16 protein-coding genes, 2 tRNA genes and 1 other RNA gene are annotated in these 16,100 nt (G+C 45.0%); 12 read left to right on the top strand and 7 right to left on the bottom strand.

Annotation, left to right across the window (positions count from 1 at the left end; genetic code table 11):
- Positions 1-6: 6 nt before the first annotated feature.
- Together AB4486_RS17295 and AB4486_RS17300 are read right to left on the bottom strand one after the other, a co-directional pair.
- Positions 7-91: transfer RNA gene (locus tag AB4486_RS17295), tRNA-Tyr, on the bottom strand.
- A 102-nt stretch (positions 92-193) separates the two neighbouring features.
- Positions 194-278: transfer RNA gene (locus AB4486_RS17300), tRNA-Tyr, on the bottom strand.
- A gap of 563 nt (positions 279-841) precedes the next feature.
- On the opposite strand from AB4486_RS17300, the gene AB4486_RS17305 reads away from it, so the two are divergent.
- The 3 genes from AB4486_RS17305 to AB4486_RS17315 all read left to right on the top strand — a co-directional run bounded on the left by AB4486_RS17305 (position 842) and on the right by AB4486_RS17315 (position 5,493).
- The gene (locus AB4486_RS17305; protein WP_102393841.1) at positions 842-1,918 is read left to right on the top strand and encodes an efflux RND transporter periplasmic adaptor subunit; all 1,077 of its coding nucleotides are present in this window, start codon (positions 842-844) and stop codon (positions 1,916-1,918) included.
- Positions 1,918-5,031, top strand: a complete 3,114-nt coding sequence (vexH, locus tag AB4486_RS17310) for a vibriobactin export RND transporter permease subunit VexH (protein ID WP_372117891.1) — start codon at positions 1,918-1,920, stop codon at positions 5,029-5,031. Before AB4486_RS17305 ends, vexH begins: the two co-directional genes overlap by 1 nt.
- Positions 5,032-5,172: 141 nt before the next feature.
- Positions 5,173-5,493: a DUF1244 domain-containing protein gene (locus tag AB4486_RS17315; protein WP_004736423.1), complete on the top strand. Its 321-nt coding sequence runs from the start codon at positions 5,173-5,175 to the stop codon at positions 5,491-5,493.
- A gap of 90 nt (positions 5,494-5,583) precedes the next feature.
- On the opposite strand, the gene AB4486_RS17320 is transcribed toward AB4486_RS17315, so the two are convergent.
- A complete protein-coding gene (locus tag AB4486_RS17320) occupies positions 5,584-6,651 on the bottom strand; it encodes a PLP-dependent cysteine synthase family protein (RefSeq protein WP_136978152.1) in 1,068 nt (355 codons plus the stop codon).
- A 129-nt stretch (positions 6,652-6,780) separates the two neighbouring features.
- On the opposite strand from AB4486_RS17320, the gene AB4486_RS17325 reads away from it, so the two are divergent.
- A complete protein-coding gene (locus tag AB4486_RS17325) occupies positions 6,781-7,254 on the top strand; it encodes an Lrp/AsnC family transcriptional regulator (RefSeq protein WP_017062025.1) in 474 nt (157 codons plus the stop codon).
- A gap of 89 nt (positions 7,255-7,343) precedes the next feature.
- Positions 7,344-8,009 (top strand): hypothetical protein, encoded by a 666-nt coding sequence (locus AB4486_RS17330; protein WP_017070264.1) that lies wholly within the window; start codon positions 7,344-7,346, stop codon positions 8,007-8,009.
- A 133-nt stretch (positions 8,010-8,142) separates the two neighbouring features.
- Here AB4486_RS17330 and tesB read toward each other — a convergent pair whose 3' ends face one another.
- Positions 8,143-9,003: an acyl-CoA thioesterase II gene (tesB, locus tag AB4486_RS17335; protein ID WP_029235187.1), complete on the bottom strand. Its 861-nt coding sequence runs from the start codon at positions 9,001-9,003 to the stop codon at positions 8,143-8,145.
- Between the two features lie 168 nt (positions 9,004-9,171).
- Between tesB and AB4486_RS17340 the strand changes: the two genes are divergently transcribed.
- Positions 9,172-9,612, top strand: coding sequence for a YbaY family lipoprotein (locus AB4486_RS17340; protein WP_017058951.1), 441 nt, complete (start codon positions 9,172-9,174; stop codon positions 9,610-9,612).
- Between the two features lie 75 nt (positions 9,613-9,687).
- Here the strand turns inward: AB4486_RS17340 and AB4486_RS17345 are convergent, their stop codons facing one another.
- Positions 9,688-9,990, bottom strand: coding sequence for an MGMT family protein (locus tag AB4486_RS17345; RefSeq protein ID WP_048609271.1), 303 nt, complete (start codon positions 9,988-9,990; stop codon positions 9,688-9,690).
- A gap of 240 nt (positions 9,991-10,230) precedes the next feature.
- On the opposite strand from AB4486_RS17345, the gene AB4486_RS17350 reads away from it, so the two are divergent.
- Both AB4486_RS17350 and ffs read left to right on the top strand, forming a co-directional pair.
- Entirely contained in the window at positions 10,231-10,974 is a 744-nt protein-coding gene (locus AB4486_RS17350) for a hypothetical protein (protein WP_372099748.1), read from the top strand.
- A gap of 196 nt (positions 10,975-11,170) precedes the next feature.
- Positions 11,171-11,267: signal recognition particle sRNA small type (gene ffs, locus AB4486_RS17355), an RNA gene on the top strand.
- Between the two features lie 102 nt (positions 11,268-11,369).
- On the opposite strand, the gene AB4486_RS17360 is transcribed toward ffs, so the two are convergent.
- On the bottom strand, positions 11,370-12,131 hold the full coding sequence (locus AB4486_RS17360) for a transporter substrate-binding domain-containing protein (RefSeq protein ID WP_372117894.1): 762 nt from the start codon (positions 12,129-12,131) through the stop codon (positions 11,370-11,372).
- Between the two features lie 286 nt (positions 12,132-12,417).
- Here AB4486_RS17360 and AB4486_RS17365 point away from each other — a divergent pair, with 286 nt between their 5' ends.
- The 4 genes from AB4486_RS17365 to AB4486_RS17380 all read left to right on the top strand — a co-directional run bounded on the left by AB4486_RS17365 (position 12,418) and on the right by AB4486_RS17380 (position 15,575).
- Entirely contained in the window at positions 12,418-13,467 is a 1,050-nt protein-coding gene (locus AB4486_RS17365; RefSeq protein WP_372117897.1) for an HlyD family secretion protein, read from the top strand.
- A gap of 72 nt (positions 13,468-13,539) precedes the next feature.
- A complete protein-coding gene (locus AB4486_RS17370; protein WP_017070267.1) occupies positions 13,540-14,553 on the top strand; it encodes a DUF2955 domain-containing protein in 1,014 nt (337 codons plus the stop codon).
- Positions 14,516-14,983 (top strand): MarR family winged helix-turn-helix transcriptional regulator, encoded by a 468-nt coding sequence (locus AB4486_RS17375; RefSeq protein ID WP_017062227.1) that lies wholly within the window; start codon positions 14,516-14,518, stop codon positions 14,981-14,983. The genes AB4486_RS17370 and AB4486_RS17375 overlap by 38 nt, the downstream gene beginning before the upstream one ends.
- Before the next feature lie 52 nt (positions 14,984-15,035).
- Entirely contained in the window at positions 15,036-15,575 is a 540-nt protein-coding gene (locus AB4486_RS17380) for a lipocalin family protein (RefSeq protein WP_017062226.1), read from the top strand.
- A gap of 64 nt (positions 15,576-15,639) precedes the next feature.
- Here AB4486_RS17380 and AB4486_RS17385 read toward each other — a convergent pair whose 3' ends face one another.
- Positions 15,640-15,978 carry a hypothetical protein gene (locus tag AB4486_RS17385; protein ID WP_372117900.1) on the bottom strand — a complete coding sequence of 113 codons (339 nt, stop codon included), beginning with the start codon at positions 15,976-15,978 and terminating at the stop codon, positions 15,640-15,642.
- Positions 15,979-16,100: the final 122 nt, after the last annotated feature.

A 16,100-nucleotide genomic window follows, 5' to 3' on the forward strand; every position in this document is an offset into this window, starting at 1 on the left:
AGAATATGGTGGAGGGAGACGGATTCGAACCATCGAAGGCAGTGCCGGCAGATTTACAGTCTGCTCCCTTTGGCCACTCGGGAACCCCTCCAGGGTGTGTCTTACTTTTCACAAAGTAAGCCTAAATTGATGTTTTCCCATAAGCCCATCAATCAGGTTGTTCTCTTAACTCTCAAAAGAGGTAAGAAGAATATGGTGGAGGGAGACGGATTCGAACCATCGAAGGCAGTGCCGGCAGATTTACAGTCTGCTCCCTTTGGCCACTCGGGAACCCCTCCAGGGTGTTTTTCCTAACTCATAATGGATAGGCTAAAGAGATGTTTTTCCCAACGCATCTCTCAAGTGCGGAGCGCATCATAGCAAACACGTTAAACCTGTAAAGAGTTTTTCTTATGGTTTTGTGTTGAATGCTGCCTTTTTGGGCAAAGATGGCGAAAAGTACGCATATTGCTCGGGAAGTGAACATCTGTACTAAGGTTTACGTACTGATAGGTAACACCTTGAGGTGACAGGCTTTCTGTATTGTGTTCAATGTGTCTAAAACGTGATGAAACGTAAATGGAATTTAATCTAGATTTACACTTCTTGACGTTACAGCATTCATCAGTTGATAGAATACGGTTAATTTCATTTATAGATAATAATACCTATCGTAGTAAGTAACTTGTCATTCTAGCTTGCTAAAATGCTCGAGAACAGCGTCAGATATTTTGATTGTAGAATAACTACTTATCGAAACTATCTGTTGAAAAGAGCTGCCTTGTTCTCAAGCCTTTTCCCTACGCTATTTCTGACCACTTACTCACTGTGATTGGTATAAACTTACTTGCAGACCATTATTATGAAGCGTAAATCTGTTTTAACCCTGCTTAGCTTGTCTATTCTTATGGCGTCTCCAGCCGTACTCGCTAAACGTATGGGCCCAAGCACTGTCACTGTTGTTACTGAGCAGGTTGATATTCACCAAGTTAGCCAATCTCTTTCGTTGGTCGGTAAGCTAGAAGCCGAGCAATCGGTAATGATCACTTCTGAAGTGGCTGGCAGAGTGGACTCTATCAACATTAAAGCCAATCAAGATGTCACTAAAGGGCAGATGTTGGTTCAACTCGACGATGACAAAGCAAAAGCGGCAGTTGCAGAAGCGCAAGCTTATCTAAAAGACGAGCAACGTAAGCTAGCGGAATTTCAACGCCTAGTGAAACGTAACGCGATCACGCAAACTGAAATTGACGCTCAGAAAACGAACGTAGAGATTGCCAACGCTCGTTTAGCTGCTGCAAATGCCAATCTGAAAGATCTTCACATCAGCGCGCCATTCTCGGGCACTGTTGGTTTTATCGACTTTAGCCGCGGTAAAATGGTGACTGCAGGTACTGAACTCGTGACCTTAGATGACCTATCGGTAATGCAATTAGATCTGCAGATCCCGGAGCGCTACCTTTCTAAACTGTCTAAAGGTATGAAAGTAACGGCTCGCACCAGCGCCTGGGGTGACACTCAGTTTACTGGTACTGTCGTTGGCATTGATTCTCGTATTAACGCTGAAACTTTGAACCTTCGAGTTCGAATCCACTTCGACAACAATAATGATTATCTAAAGCCAGGTATGTTAGTGGCAGCGGATATGGACTTCCCACCAGTGGAAGCGCCAATCATTCCCGTTCAAGCGCTTGAGTATTCAGGTACGAAGCGTTTCGTTTATGTTATTGACGAAGACAACAAAGCAACTCGTACAGAAGTTTTCCTTGGGGCACGTATTGATAACGAAGTCGTGATCGACAAAGGCATCGAAATTGGCCAGAAGATCGTGGTGCAAGGTATCGTGAACATGCGTGACGGCGTCTTGGTTCAAGAGCTTGCCGTTAATCGCCCAGCTGATGCAGCAAGTGATAAAAAAGCACAAGAAGGCGCTAACTAATGTTGTTATCTGATGTTTCTGTAAAGAGACCAGTAGCGGCCGTCGTATTGAGCCTACTATTGGTTGTGTTTGGTATTGTCTCTTTCAATAAGCTCGCGGTTCGTGAGATGCCAGATATTGAAAGCCCGGTAGTATCGATCAGTACTCGTTATGAGGGTGCGTCTGCCACCATCATTGAAAGCCAAATAACCTCCAACCTTGAAGACCAGTTATCCGGCATCAGTGGTATCGATGAGATCGAATCCACAACGCGTAACGGTATGTCGCGTATCACGATTACTTTTGAGCTTGGTTACGACCTCAATACCGGTGTGAGTGATGTTCGTGATGCTGTAGCTCGTGCGCAGCGTTCATTGCCAGATGAAGCCGACGACCCAATTGTTTATAAGAACAATGGTAGTGGTGAAGCTTCGGTCTACATCAACTTAAGTTCGACGGAGATGGACCGAACGCAGTTAACCGACTACACCGAACGTGTGTTGATTGACCGCTTTAGTTTGATTTCTGGCGTGAGCTCGGTGGATATCTCAGGTGGCTTGTACAAAGTAATGTACGTGAAGCTGAAACCTGCGCAGATGGCGGGTCGTGGCGTTACTACCTCGGACATCACTTCTGCTCTGAACAGTGAGAACATTGAAAGCCCAGGTGGTGAAGTACGTAACGATGCGATTGTGATGTCGGTTCGTACTGCTCGTTCTTACACTGAAGCGGAAGATTTCGAATATCTAGTCGTTAAACGTGCCTCTGATAACACACCTATCTACTTGAAAGACGTAGCGGATGTTTACATTGGCGCAGAAAACGAGAACTCGACCTTTAAGAGTGACGGCGTTGTTAACGTAAGTATGGGTATCGTGCCTCAGTCAGATGCGAACCCACTTGAGGTGGCTGACTTAGTCCATAAAGAAGTCGAAGCAATTCAAAAGTTCTTGCCAGACGGTACTCGTTTAGCTGTCGACTATGACTCAACTGTCTTTATCGACCGCTCAATCTCTGAGGTTTACAGCACGCTCTTTATCACGGGCGGCTTGGTTATCCTTGTGCTTTATATCTTTATTGGTCAAGCACGTGCAACACTTATTCCAGCGGTAACCGTACCTGTATCTCTGATCTCGTCGTTTATTGCCGCGTACTACTTCGGTTTCTCTATCAACCTGATTACCTTGATGGCACTTATCCTGTCGATTGGTTTGGTGGTAGATGATGCGATCGTGGTGGTTGAGAACATTTTCCACCATATTGAACGTGGTGAGTCACCGCTGCTTGCGGCCTATAAAGGTACTCGTGAAGTAGGCTTCGCGGTAATCGCAACAACGCTTGTATTGGTAATGGTATTCCTACCAATCTCGTTCATGGACGGCATGGTTGGCCTATTGTTTACCGAGTTTTCTGTATTGCTTGCGATGTCGGTGATCTTCTCGTCGCTAGTCGCATTAACGCTAACGCCAGTGCTAGGCAGTAAGATCCTTAAAGCGAACGTTAAACCAAACCGTTTCAATTTGTTTGTCGAGCGCGTATTTGGCAAGCTTGAGTCTGGATACCGCGCGGTATTGCTCCGTGCTCTTAACTGGCGTTGGGCCGCTCCAATCATCATTATCGCGTGTATGGGCGGTAGTTATGGCTTGATGCAACAAGTGCCGTCGCAACTGACGCCACAAGAAGACCGTGGTGTTATATTTGCGTTTGTTCGTGGTGCCGATGCAACCAGTTACAACCGTATGTCTGCCAACATGGACATCGTTGAAGAACGCTTAATGCCATTGCTTGGTCAGGGCTTCTTGAAGTCATTCAGTATTCAATCACCAGCGTTTGGTGGTAATGCGGGTGACCAAACGGGCTTCGTAATCATGATCCTAGAAGACTGGGATGAGCGTGACGTTACCGCACAAGAAGCGTTGAACGAAGTTCGTAAATCGTTGAACGGCATTCCAGATGTGCGTGTATTCCCGTTCATGCCGGGCTTCAAAGGTGGTTCAAGTGAGCCTGTTCAATTCGTACTTGGCGGTTCTGATTACTCTGAACTTCAGAAGTGGGCAGAGCTCTTAAAGCAAGCGGCTGAAGATTCTCCAATGATGGAAGGCGCGGACATCGATTACTCTGAGAAAACACCAGAGCTATTGGTAACCGTAGATAAGCAGCGTGCAGCAGAGCTAGGTGTTAGCGTTTCGGATATTTCAGATACGTTAGAAATCATGCTGGGCGGTAAGAGTGAAACGACGTTCGTTGAACGTGGTGAAGAGTACGACGTTTACCTGCGTGGCGATGAGAACAGCTTTAACAATGCCAATGACTTAAGCCAAATCTACATGCGAACTCAATCTGGTGAATTGGTAACACTGGATACGCTAACGCATATTGAAGAGGTAGCGTCCTCGATTCGTTTGTCGCACTACAATAAGCAGAAATCGGTGACCATCAAAGCGAACCTAATGGAAGGTTACACGCTGGGTGATGCACTAGACTTCCTCGATGAACAAGCGATTGAGCAGTTACCGGGTGATATTTCAGTAAGCTACTCTGGCGAGTCAAAAGACTTTAAAGAGAACCAATCAAGTATCCTAGTGGTGTTTGCGCTAGCGATGCTGGTCGCATACTTGGTACTGGCCGCGCAGTTTGAAAGCTTCATTAACCCGCTGGTGGTGATGTTCACCGTACCTATGGGTATCTTCGGTGGCTTCTTAGGCTTGGTGCTGATGAGTCAAGGGCTCAACGTCTACAGCCAGATTGGTATGATCATGTTGATCGGTATGGTAACCAAAAACGGTATCTTGATCGTAGAGTTTGCTAACCAACTTCGTGACCGTGGTATTGAGTTTGAAAAGGCGATCATTGATGCTTCTGCTCGACGCTTACGTCCAATCATGATGACGGCATTCACGACGCTGGCTGGTGCAATTCCATTGATTACTTCAACGGGCGCAGGCTATGAAAGCCGAGTGGCTGTGGGTACGGTTATCTTCTTCGGTATGGGCTTCGCGACATTGGTTACTCTGTTCGTAATTCCTGCGATGTACCGACTGATTTCAGGATCAACACGCTCTCCGGGTCACGTGGAAGCGGAACTTAATAAAGAGCTTAGCCATGACAACGTGGGAAGAACCAGTCACGGTTAATGAACACGCACGATTAATGAACACGGAATAGTGTAACAATATTGAAAAGCCTGCGTTTGCTCCTAGCGAATTGCAGGCTTTTTTTGTATAACAAACAGAGCTCAACGAATTAATACAATAGATCGAATAAAGGAAAGTAAAGTGGCTGAATTTAAATACAAAGATCTTTCTCAAGAAGAACAAGATAAGCTGGATGCAGCAACCTTTCGTCGCCTGCTAGCACACCTAGATAACAATAAAGATGTGCAGAACATCGATCTGATGATCTTGGCTGGCTTCTGCCGAAACTGTTTCAGTAAATGGTACAAAGCGGAAGCAGAGCAACAAGGCTTAGACTTGGATATCGATGACGCTCGTGAGCGTGTATACGGCATGACTTACGATGAGTGGAAACAAAACCATCAACCAAAAGCGACGCCTGAACAACTCGCGGCATTTGAAGCGAAGCAGAAGCCAGAGTAATTTGTTCTCGTTAGTGGCTGACTAATAGAATGAATAAACAAAAAGAGCCCATCAAGGGCTCTTTTCTATTTCGAACTATCGGTTTTGAACTTAAGCCAACTCACCCGTTTGCGAGAAAGCTTCTAACTTCGCTGCATAAGGTTGTAGGTCACCGATATTCAGATTTACCCACTCGTCATTGAAGTAAGTATCTAGGTAACGCTCACCACTGTCACACAGTAAAGTCACGATAGAACCTTTTTCTCCACGTGCTTTCATTTCACTGGCTAATTGAAGCACACCGTACATGTTAGTCCCGGTTGATGCGCCGACCTTGCGACCAAGAATGTCAGATAACCAATGTGTCGTTGCGATACTTGCTGCGTCTGGGATTTTACGCATTTCGTCAACCACACCAGGAATGAAGCTTGGTTCTGCTCGTGGGCGACCAATGCCTTCAATCTTGCTGAATGTACTACATTTCACGTTCGCATTGCCTGTTTGGAAGTATTCGTGGAATACAGAGTTCTCAGGGTCCACAACACAAAGCTTAGTTTCATGTTGTTGGTAGCGAATGAAACGGCCAATCGTCGCTGAAGTACCGCCAGTACCTGGGCTCATTACTACCCAAGCCGGAACTGGGTGATCTTCCATCTGCATTTGATTGAAAATCGAGTTCGCGATGTTGTTGTTACCACGCCAGTCGGTTGCGCGCTCAGCGTAAGTAAATTGGTCCATGTAGTGACCGTTCAGTTCTTCTGCTAAACGACGAGACTCATCGTAAATTTCATCTGAGCGGTCAACAAGATGCGCTTGGCCGCCGTAGAATTCTATCTGCTCAATCTTCTTCTTCGCTGTGCATTTTGGCATTACCGCAATAAACGGCAGGCCAAGTAGACGAGCAAAGTACGCTTCAGATACCGCAGTACTGCCCGATGAAGATTCAATAATTGTTGTTTCTGGGCCAACCCAACCGTTACAGATAGCGTATAAGAATAGAGAACGCGCTAAACGGTGCTTTAAAGAGCCTGTAGGGTGTGTACTTTCATCTTTAAGGTAAACATCAATGCCTTCGATACTTGGTAGATCGAGCTTGATAAGGTGCGTATCCGCTGAGCGTTGGTAGTCCGCTTCAATTTTACGAATCGCGTTGTTAATCCATTGATGGTCAGTGCACATAAGCGTTCTCCTGATCGAGTGTAGGAATTCTTTGTAATTGGTATGGTTCTAATTTATCCATAATCCGAGAGAAAAACTTTGCCATATTTGCTTTGTTTTGCTTAAATTGTAGAAAATTATTCTCTTTAAATGCGATTTGGTGAAAGTGTGATAGATGCCGTAGATAAAAAAATATTAGGGTTACTGCAAGAAGACAGCACCCTGTCATTGAACGATATTTCTGAAGCGGTCAATCTCACTACAACGCCTTGTTGGAAAAGGCTTAAGCGCCTCGAAGAGAACGGCATTATTGAGAAAAGAGTTGCACTGCTGAACCCGGAAAAACTGGATCTTTCCTTTACTGCGTTCGTATTGGTGAAAACCAGTGATCATTCTCATGAGTGGTATGGTCGTTTTGTGAATACTGTGTCGGAATTTCCAGAAGTGATGGAGTTCTATCGCATGGCTGGCGAATATGATTATATGATGAAGGTTCAGGTTAAAGACATGAAGTGCTTTGATGATTTCTATAAGCGCTTGGTGAATAGCATTGATGGTATCTCTAATGTGACCTCGACGTTTGCGATGGAACCATTGAAGTACACGACAGCATTGCCGCTTTAAGCTGCGCCTAGTAATAGATTAACTATCGCTTTAGTTTAACTATCTTCTCAGTTTAGATCTCGTCTCTGCGATAAAGAAAAGGATTATTCATGTTTGCAAAAGTATCTACCGCTATCCAGCTGGTACTGGCGGTCGCCATTTTTTACTTGGGTTACACCATCTACTCATTGACTAATAAAGTCGGTGAAATCGTTGATACTTACCCGCAAGTTATCGAAGACATATCGGGCCTCACCAAAGGGCTCAAAGTAGAAGAGCTATTAGCGCTTGCAGAACATGTCAGCGATCTTGCTCCTCAGGTGTTAAACACTGTCGAAGAAGTTAGAAAGACGATCGATGATGTGAATCAAACCGTAGCCTCGGTCGACAACAAAATCCCTGCGATATTAGATGAAGTGAAAAATGTTCGAACGGAAGTCGAGCAGGTAAGAACCGATGTTATTCCACCAACATTAACTGAATTAAAGAGATACCGCGTAGACGTAATGCCACCAATGCTCGCTGAAAGTAAGTCTTACCGCGAACAGACTATTCCTGTCATCGTCACGGAATCTGAAATGCTACGAGCGGAAGTCCCAGGTATTTTGGCACAAGCTAATTTGTTAGCTGATAAGAGTAAGGAACTCGCTCAGGGAGCCGCTGAGGGCGCGGTGAAAGGCGTAGTGTTATCGCCATTTAACCTTCTACGAGACGCAGGTGATGGCATTAAAACGCGAGTTCAAGGCGAGTTTGAGCCAACGTTAGAAGTTGAGTAGGTTTTATTGATTTTTGCGTGACGAGTTTTCTTAAGCGTCATTAAAGAAAGAGGCTAGGTATTAAACCTAGCCTCTTTTTGTTTGTGCGTATTTGGGGTTTGTAAGAAGCGTTTATCCGCTATTTATTTGAGTGCTATTTAGTAAAACGCATCACACCTTCTTGTACTGCTGTCGCTACCAGCTCACCTTTCTGGTTGAAGATCTCGCCGCGCACTAGGCCGCGAGTGTTCGCTGCCGTTGGGCTTTCAATCGCATAAAGCAGCCATTCGTCCATTTTGAATGGGCGGTGGAACCAGATTGAGTGGTCAATCGTCGCCACTTGAAAATTTGGCGTCATGATAGAGACTTCATGTGGGTGAAGCGCCGTCACTAAGAATCCCCAATCCGATGCGTAGGCAAGCAGGTATTGGTGGATCAAGTGGTTGTCTGGCATCGCGCCATTCGCTCTTACCCAAAGGTATTGTTTCGCTTCCGTCTTCTTAGGTTTCAGTGGGTTTACCACCGTCACCGGACGCATCTCAATCGGCTTTTCGCCACAGAAGGTTTTGCGCAGTTTCTCTGGTAAGAATTCCGCAATGTGGCTCGCTAATTCAGTTTCTGAGGCAAAGTTCTCTGGTCCCGGAATATCAGGCATTGAAATCTGGTGCTCAAACCCTGGCGCATCGCCATGATAAGAAGCAGTGAGATAGAAAATAGGGCGGCCATTTTGAATCGCTTTTACACGGCGTGTGCTAAAGCTGCGTCCATCTCGTAGGTTCTCAACATCGTAAATGATTGGCTTTTCAGGATCGCCGGGAAACAGAAAATAACTGTGGAACGAGTGAACACTACGGTCGTCTTGAACGGTATAACGAGCAGCAGAAAGCGCTTGTCCCAATACCTGACCGCCGTATACCTGTGGTAGGCCTAGGTTCTCACTTTGCCCACGGAATAAACCTTCTTCCAGTTTTTCTAGCTGAAGTAAACTTAGTAATTCTTGTAAAGGTTGACTCATCGCCAGCATTCCTCTTCGTAAAATGGGTGTCAGATTATGGTGTTAATCATTTAGCTTAGTCAGATATCTGTCAATAAATCATAGGGTTTCGAGACAGAATATGAAAGCTCTCTTATAATTGCTGAGTAGATTTGCCGAGTCCGGCAAACATGTTGAGAGAAATTGAATATGAAAAAGGCTCTAATTCTTATTACGTCTTTAGTATCGTTTGGCCTACTTGTTGGTTGCCAAGCAACATCAGAAACGAGCGCTTCTCAGGAAGTGGTTGCAGAGAACACTCAAGTGATTTCAGGAACAGTAAGCTACCGTGAAAGAATTGCATTGCCAGAGAATGCAGTGGTTACCGTTACGCTAGAAGATATCTCACTGGCTGATGCACCATCGACGGTTATCGCAACTCAAGAGTTCACCACAGACGGTAAGCAAGTACCGTTCGCATTCGAGCTGAGCTACGACAACGACAAAATTAAAGCTAACCACCGTTACAACATGCGCGCATCGATTCATGTTGACGGCAAACTGCGTTTCATAACGGACACGATTAAGTCAGTAATTACTGATGTAGAAAATACACAGCAAGCAGACCTACGTTTGGTTGGTGTTCGTTAATCAGAAGTCGATGCCACTGTTAAGGCATCTTGATTGGCTTAACTTAGCCAGTTGAATCAGCGATTAGTGGCAGCTCTAGGGCTGCCATTTGTATATTCTGAGTTTGATCTTTCCTGCATCACTCACCTCAATCCCTTCTTTAACCAAATGCTGCTTTTGTCGGTCGAACGAATCACCCTTTAAAGAGATTTCACCCTTGCTGTTTATCACTCGATACCAAGGCAGTTTGCTACCTTCTGGCAGGTTACCCAGCGCTTTACCAACATGGCGCGCATAGCCCGGAAATCCTGAAAAACGTGCTATGTCTCCATAAGTTGTTACTTTTCCATATGGAATTTGGTGAATCACAGCAAAGATTTGGCTCAAAAATTGGTCCATACTAAATGTTCCTAGTTCATAAATACCAATCACAGTAAGTAAGTGTTCAAAAATAGCGCAGGGAAAAAGCTTGAGAGCAAGGCCGCTCTTTTTGATAAGAAGTTTTGATAAGAAGTTTTGATAAGTAGTCATTCTCCAATCAAAAAATCTAACGAGGTTATCGAGTTTTTTAACAAGCTAGGGTGACCAGTTAATTACTACGATTGGTATGGTACCACGGATCGGTAGAAGGAGAGGGCTATGGTATTTACAACGTTTCAGTTCTTGATCACCACATTATTAGCGGTTGTTTGCGCGAGAGCAATCAGTTTAAGTGAGGGAGATATCCCGGTGCTTGCAATGGTAATTCCTGCTTTATGGATTTTACCGCAGGGAGGCATAGCAGGATTAGCTTTGCTTGCTGCCATGACCACTTATGGTCTAACCCTTCCTTTGCAGCCTATCACGCTGTCTGTCAGTGCGTGGGTACTGTTCCCGCTATTGATGGTGGTCTTCTCAAGACGCAGTAGTTTGTCGGTCGTGATTATTTCTGGCTTGATCGTGACTACGTTGCAGGTCGGAATCATGGTCACGCAATCAGCAGGCAAGCTTGAAGGCGTCCCGTGGGTTACCACACTTCAAACCTTATCTATCATCGTAATTTGGTGGGCGGCAAATCATCTTAAGACTGCTAGCCGACACAGCTGGTGGTCATTAGGCTTAATACTTCCATTATGGATAGCCGATTTACCTTATGCTGCTTTGGTGGCCTTGTGTATAACGGGCATCATGGCATCAATGGAAACGCTGACGCGCTTGAAAACGTTCCGCTGGAATAAACTATTATGTTGGACACTGCCAACGGTCGGTTTTGCGGCTTTGGTGATTACCCCAAGTATCGAAGTACCTAGTCCAGTCTTTGTAGTATGGTTGTGTCTATTAGGCACCGCGTGGATGACAGACTACATCATTCGCACAGAAGATAACGAAGACATCGATATCTAGTACTCCAGCAATCCAAACCTTCCAAATGCAGGTAAATGGTGAATTTACCTGCGATTTTCTAGTGGTTTGAATAAAGGATAAGCACTTAGACCGCAATTGTTCAAAAATAGGGTGGAAGGGCTTGCAATGGTTGCTGTGATGCTTAATAATCCAATCACTCTTTGAGGCAAGCCTCTTAGAAAACGAATCTATGGGGGCCTGGTCCTCCCGCAACAATAGCTCGTGAACTCGGTCAGGCCTGGAAGGGAGCAGCCGCAGCGAGTGACTTGTGTGCCGGGATGTGGCTGGGTTCCCACCCCTTAAAAAAGCCGCTCTTTATGAGCGGCTTTTTGCTATCTGATGCTTTCTAAAGTGAACACAGTTCGCAATTAGTTTAGTCCACACTGCATACCAAACTATTCGTAAATGCTGTATGAAAAATACTTACTTGCGATTTTTTGATGCTGACCATTGTCGATCAAGCGCTGGATACCGTCATCAATAAGATCTTTGAGTTCATTATCTTGTTTTCGTACCGCGACACCAATACCACGCCCGAACCATTTTTCTTCTGTAAATTTAGGACCCGTAAAGTGGTAGTCCTTACCTTGCTCCGTTTCAAGAAAGCCCGTATTGAGTCCCATAGAACCACCAAACACGCTACCTAGGCGCCCGTTGAGTAAATCGGTAAAGGCTTCGTCGAATGATCCATAACGCTTGATATCTACATTTGGGTAGATCTCGGAAAGGTATTTGTCACCAATGGTAGCGCGCTGAACTCCAATTGTTAGTTCATTTAAGCTGCCGTCATCCATATTGATTTCACGCCCTTTTTCCATGACAAAACGAGTGGGAACTTTAGCGTAAGGCATCGTGAAGTTAACTTTCTTTTCACGTTCTTCGGTAATGGTCATAGCCGCTATAATTGCATCGTTTTTACGGCTTAAAAGCGAAGGGATAATCCCGTCCCAGTCAGTTTTTGAGATGATACATTTTACTTCTAATTCGACACACAAGGCGTTGGCTAAATCGACTTCAAACCCCTCTAATTCACCATCTTGCGTTGTCCGGCTGAATGGTGGGTATGCTCCTTCCACCGTAAATCGGATTTGCTTCCAATCTTTTGCGTAAGTAAATACTGAGAAAACACTGACGAATACAACAAATATCCACTTCATTTTTATTTCCTTATAGTTTTAATGGATAAGTTGGTTAATCAAATGTTAAAGAATATCAATGTTAATGCATATCATTGTGAGCAAAGGCATTAGATAACTTCTGGAGCTCTTGCTTCCCAAACTAACTACACGACTTTTTCTTATCTAAATTTCTATTTATATCTTTCATAAACAGTAGCTTGCTGTACTTCTCGCAAGATCTTTAAGATACTCACCTTTGATTTATGTTGCATCTGAAACAAAAATCAATACAATGAGCGCATTATTTTGTTGCAGGTGAAACATTATGGCTAATAAAGCGTATCAATGGATGCTCTATCTAACACTTGGCACCAGTGCCTTGTTTGCTCTTTTCTTGGTGGCAAGTGACAACCTTGCGCCGTTCACAACTCAAGCTCAATTGCACATTCCAACCAGCCGTATTGCTGCAGAAGTGTCGGCGCCAGTGGTGGAGTTGGCTGTTAAGAATGGTCAGGATGTAAAAAAAGGGGAACTGCTAGTTCGCTTAGATCCAACTCGTTTTGAATTGGCGTTAACTCAGGCTGAAGCGGCTTTGGTTGAATCAGAGCAAAGCTATGAAGCAAACAAGCAGCACTTGCATGGCGCGGAAGCGACGTTACGTCAGCGCCAACACGAAGCTCTGAATGCCGAGAGAAAATTGAAGCGTAACCAGCAATTGATTTCGAGAAAACTTGTTAGCCAAGAAACGCTAGACGATAGCCGATCGGACACGATTGTAAGACAGCAAGCCGTCGAAGCTGCGCAAGCCGATATTGAGCAGATAAAAGCTGAGCTTGAGAAAAGCAGCGACAACGGTGCTTTGGCTGTTGCTCGAACTCGCGTTGAACTGGCGCAATTGGATTTGGACAAAACGACAATCGTCGCGCCTGTTGATGGCGTAATCAGCAATCTCAACCTTAACTCAGGAACCTATGTTGGCGCTGGCAGCCCCGTTTTGTTTTTGGTTGATCGCCAGCATGCTTGGATTAACGCAGACTTCAACGAAAAGGGCAGTGCAAATCTGACTGCGGGAACAACCGTTCGTTTGGTGTTTGATGCAATGCCTGGTGAGGTGTTTGAGGGAAATATTCAAGGTCGTGAACTGGCTATCTATGATGCGAGCAGCGACAACAGCGGCCTCGCGAAAGTCGTGAATGATGATCGCTGGATTCGAGACCAACAAAAAGTGCGTACACAAGTAACGTTGCCGTCACTTGATCACTCATTGTTCTCAGGCTCTAAAGTGAGCGTGATGGTGGTGCCTGAAGCGACGTTTTGGGATGTGATCGGAAGTGCATGGATGGAAGTGCTAGCTCGCATTCGTTACCTAGTTTAACTGTGCTCTTCAATCATCGACTAACTGACTACCCACTGACGAAATAACGATTTACGACCTAAGAGGCAGATTATGAATAACGAAGTTCGAGGCCCGATTAACTGGTCTGAAGTAGCTTGGATCAGCGCTATCGTGTCTTTGGGTATGTTGGCTCAACTTTGGCTACAGCTAGGTGTTGCGGCGTACCTCGCTCTTTATCCGGTAATGGCGGCGACCAAGATTAACGACTACTCAGTGAGAGGTATGCTCAAAGCGTTTCTCCCTATCTTGGGTGTCGCTTGTGTGGCTCTGCTTGTCGATCAGTTATTTGCCTCACACCCGGCAGTGGTTTGGGGGATCAGTTTATGGGTATTTGATTTAGCAAGAAGGTGGGCCGACACGCCTGCCAAACTTGGGAAAATCTACATCCCATTGCTCAATTGGTTTTTGGTGATTGTGTTTGCACAACATGGCCCAATGCCGATGACGGACTGGGTTCGCGATATAGCAGTGAGCATGGTGACGACCATGGTTGTGGTGAGATTTGTGATGCTGTTCTTAAAGCCGCCCAAAGCGATGTCGCCGCTGCCAATGCAAAGTGTTCCTGTGACGTACCAGCAGCGAGTGATATATGTGGTCATGCTTGGAGTTGGTTTAGCATTTTTGATGATGGTCGATTTGATTGCCGCGACGTTCTGTATGATGCCTGTGATTATTGCGGCTGCGCAAAGTGAACGCATGAACTATCAAATGGTGGTGAAAAACTGTTTACAAGCCCACGTTGGTGGTTGTGCATTGGCGTTGGTCTTCGTAACCTTGTTAGCGGGGCAACACTCCTATAATTGGGTGTATATCATTGGACTAACAAGCTTGGTGACCATGATAGCAATTTGGATCAGCGGCAGTCGTGGTGGCGTGCGAGGTATGCATACTGAAGCGATGTTAGGAACTATGCTACCATTGCAACTCTATGTTTCAGCAACCGATCTTGGTTTGCAAGATACCTACTTTCGTGCAGAGTTAATGTCCATCGTGTTGGTATTATTAGTGGTCTGCCAAGGAATTATATATGGAAAATCAACCAGCATTATCCATCACCGGAATTGATGCACTCGACAGCAATCCTATGTTCTTAATGGGCTTTGCTTACAAACAGTTTCGAGCTCAAGTCACCGCTGAGATGGGCACCACTTCGGGCATTTCTCTAGAGATGTTTGGTGCGCTTCGAGTGTTAGATAAGCATGGCAAAATCACTCAGCAAGAGTTAACCAATTACTTGCTTCGAAATCGCTCTGTGACCAAGCGTTTGGTTGATAACGCGATTAAGCTGAACCTTATTGAGGCCAGCAAGAGTGAAACGAACAAAAAGGTAAAACTTCTTTCTTTAACGGAAGAGGGCAAGAAGCTTGCCGAATATTGTGAGCCTATGGTCGATAGTATCAGCGAGCAGTTTCAGAGTGCGTTGAGTGAAGACGAATCCAAGCAGTTACAGACCTTGTTGGCTAAGCTTGTAAAAACAGACCAATTCGTCGACTGATTATGCGATCGAAGGTGTGGGTCTAATAACAATCGAATAAAGAGTAAGTGACATGACATACAAAATATTAGCGATGCTAATGATTAAGCTGTTGTTTACGTTTCGTGGCAGTAAACCTACGTCTAAAATCCCCGCCTCTGACTTTGATGCCGAACGCTTCGCTGGTACATGGTATTCCGCTTGTTTTATCCCGCATCCATTGCAATCAAAGCTCGGTTCTTTGTCGTTTAGCTTTTTATTTGAATCTGACGGTAATCTTAAGCTGACAACTCGAGGCTACAACGCGAAAAAGAATGAGTGGAAGACCAAAGAACAAGCCGCAACATTTAAGGGCTCTCAAACCGAAGCGTGGTTTTCAGTCGAAGCGAATAGCCCTTATGAGAAGCAGAGAAAGGTAATTTTCTTGAATGAAGATTACACTCAGGCTTTGTTGGTGGGTCCTACCAAAAATACCTTACAGATCTTGTATCGCACTGCAGAGTTCACCAAACAAGACTTAGACTCGCTGATTGAACGGGCGCAGAGCATGGGTTTTAAAACCAGTAAGCTAGTTCGTGTGTCACAACATATCAATGATGTGCCTGAACAATAAAGTAAGTTCGGCTAGTCCTGACTAGGTAGCTCGGCTAATAAGCAAACAACATTGCTAACCCGTTCTAATTCGCTGGCAACACCACTGCCGACGCTTCTTCCTCTGAATCTTCTTTGTCTTCTACTTGGTCAGCAACCCAATCAATCGTCTTTGTTAAATAAAGCTTATTGGTTTCGGTATCATACCAATGTTTTGATAATCCTCTTCGATTAAACTCACTGCCAATTGCTGCGAGTGTCTGGTTGCTTGAGCGCCCGTAATACAAGGTGTCACAAAGTTGTAGGTTCGACATGGATTGAGGATACGTATTGACTGGCGAGGAGTTCATGCTCATTGCTTTTGTTTGGTTATGAGTGCACCCAGTTAGGCTCAGGAAAAAGAAAAGGATTAGCGTATTTTTCATGGTGTATCAGATCTGTTGCCGATGATTTGAAGAGAGTATTGCCATGATTGCCCCACTAATTTGTCAATTTCTCGCCAACTAGTTATAGACCAAGACTTTCCTCCCAGTTAGAAAGCGTTATT

Source organism: Vibrio sp. 10N.222.55.C6, from assembly GCF_041473395.1.
GTDB lineage: Bacteria > Pseudomonadota > Gammaproteobacteria > Enterobacterales > Vibrionaceae > Vibrio > Vibrio crassostreae_C.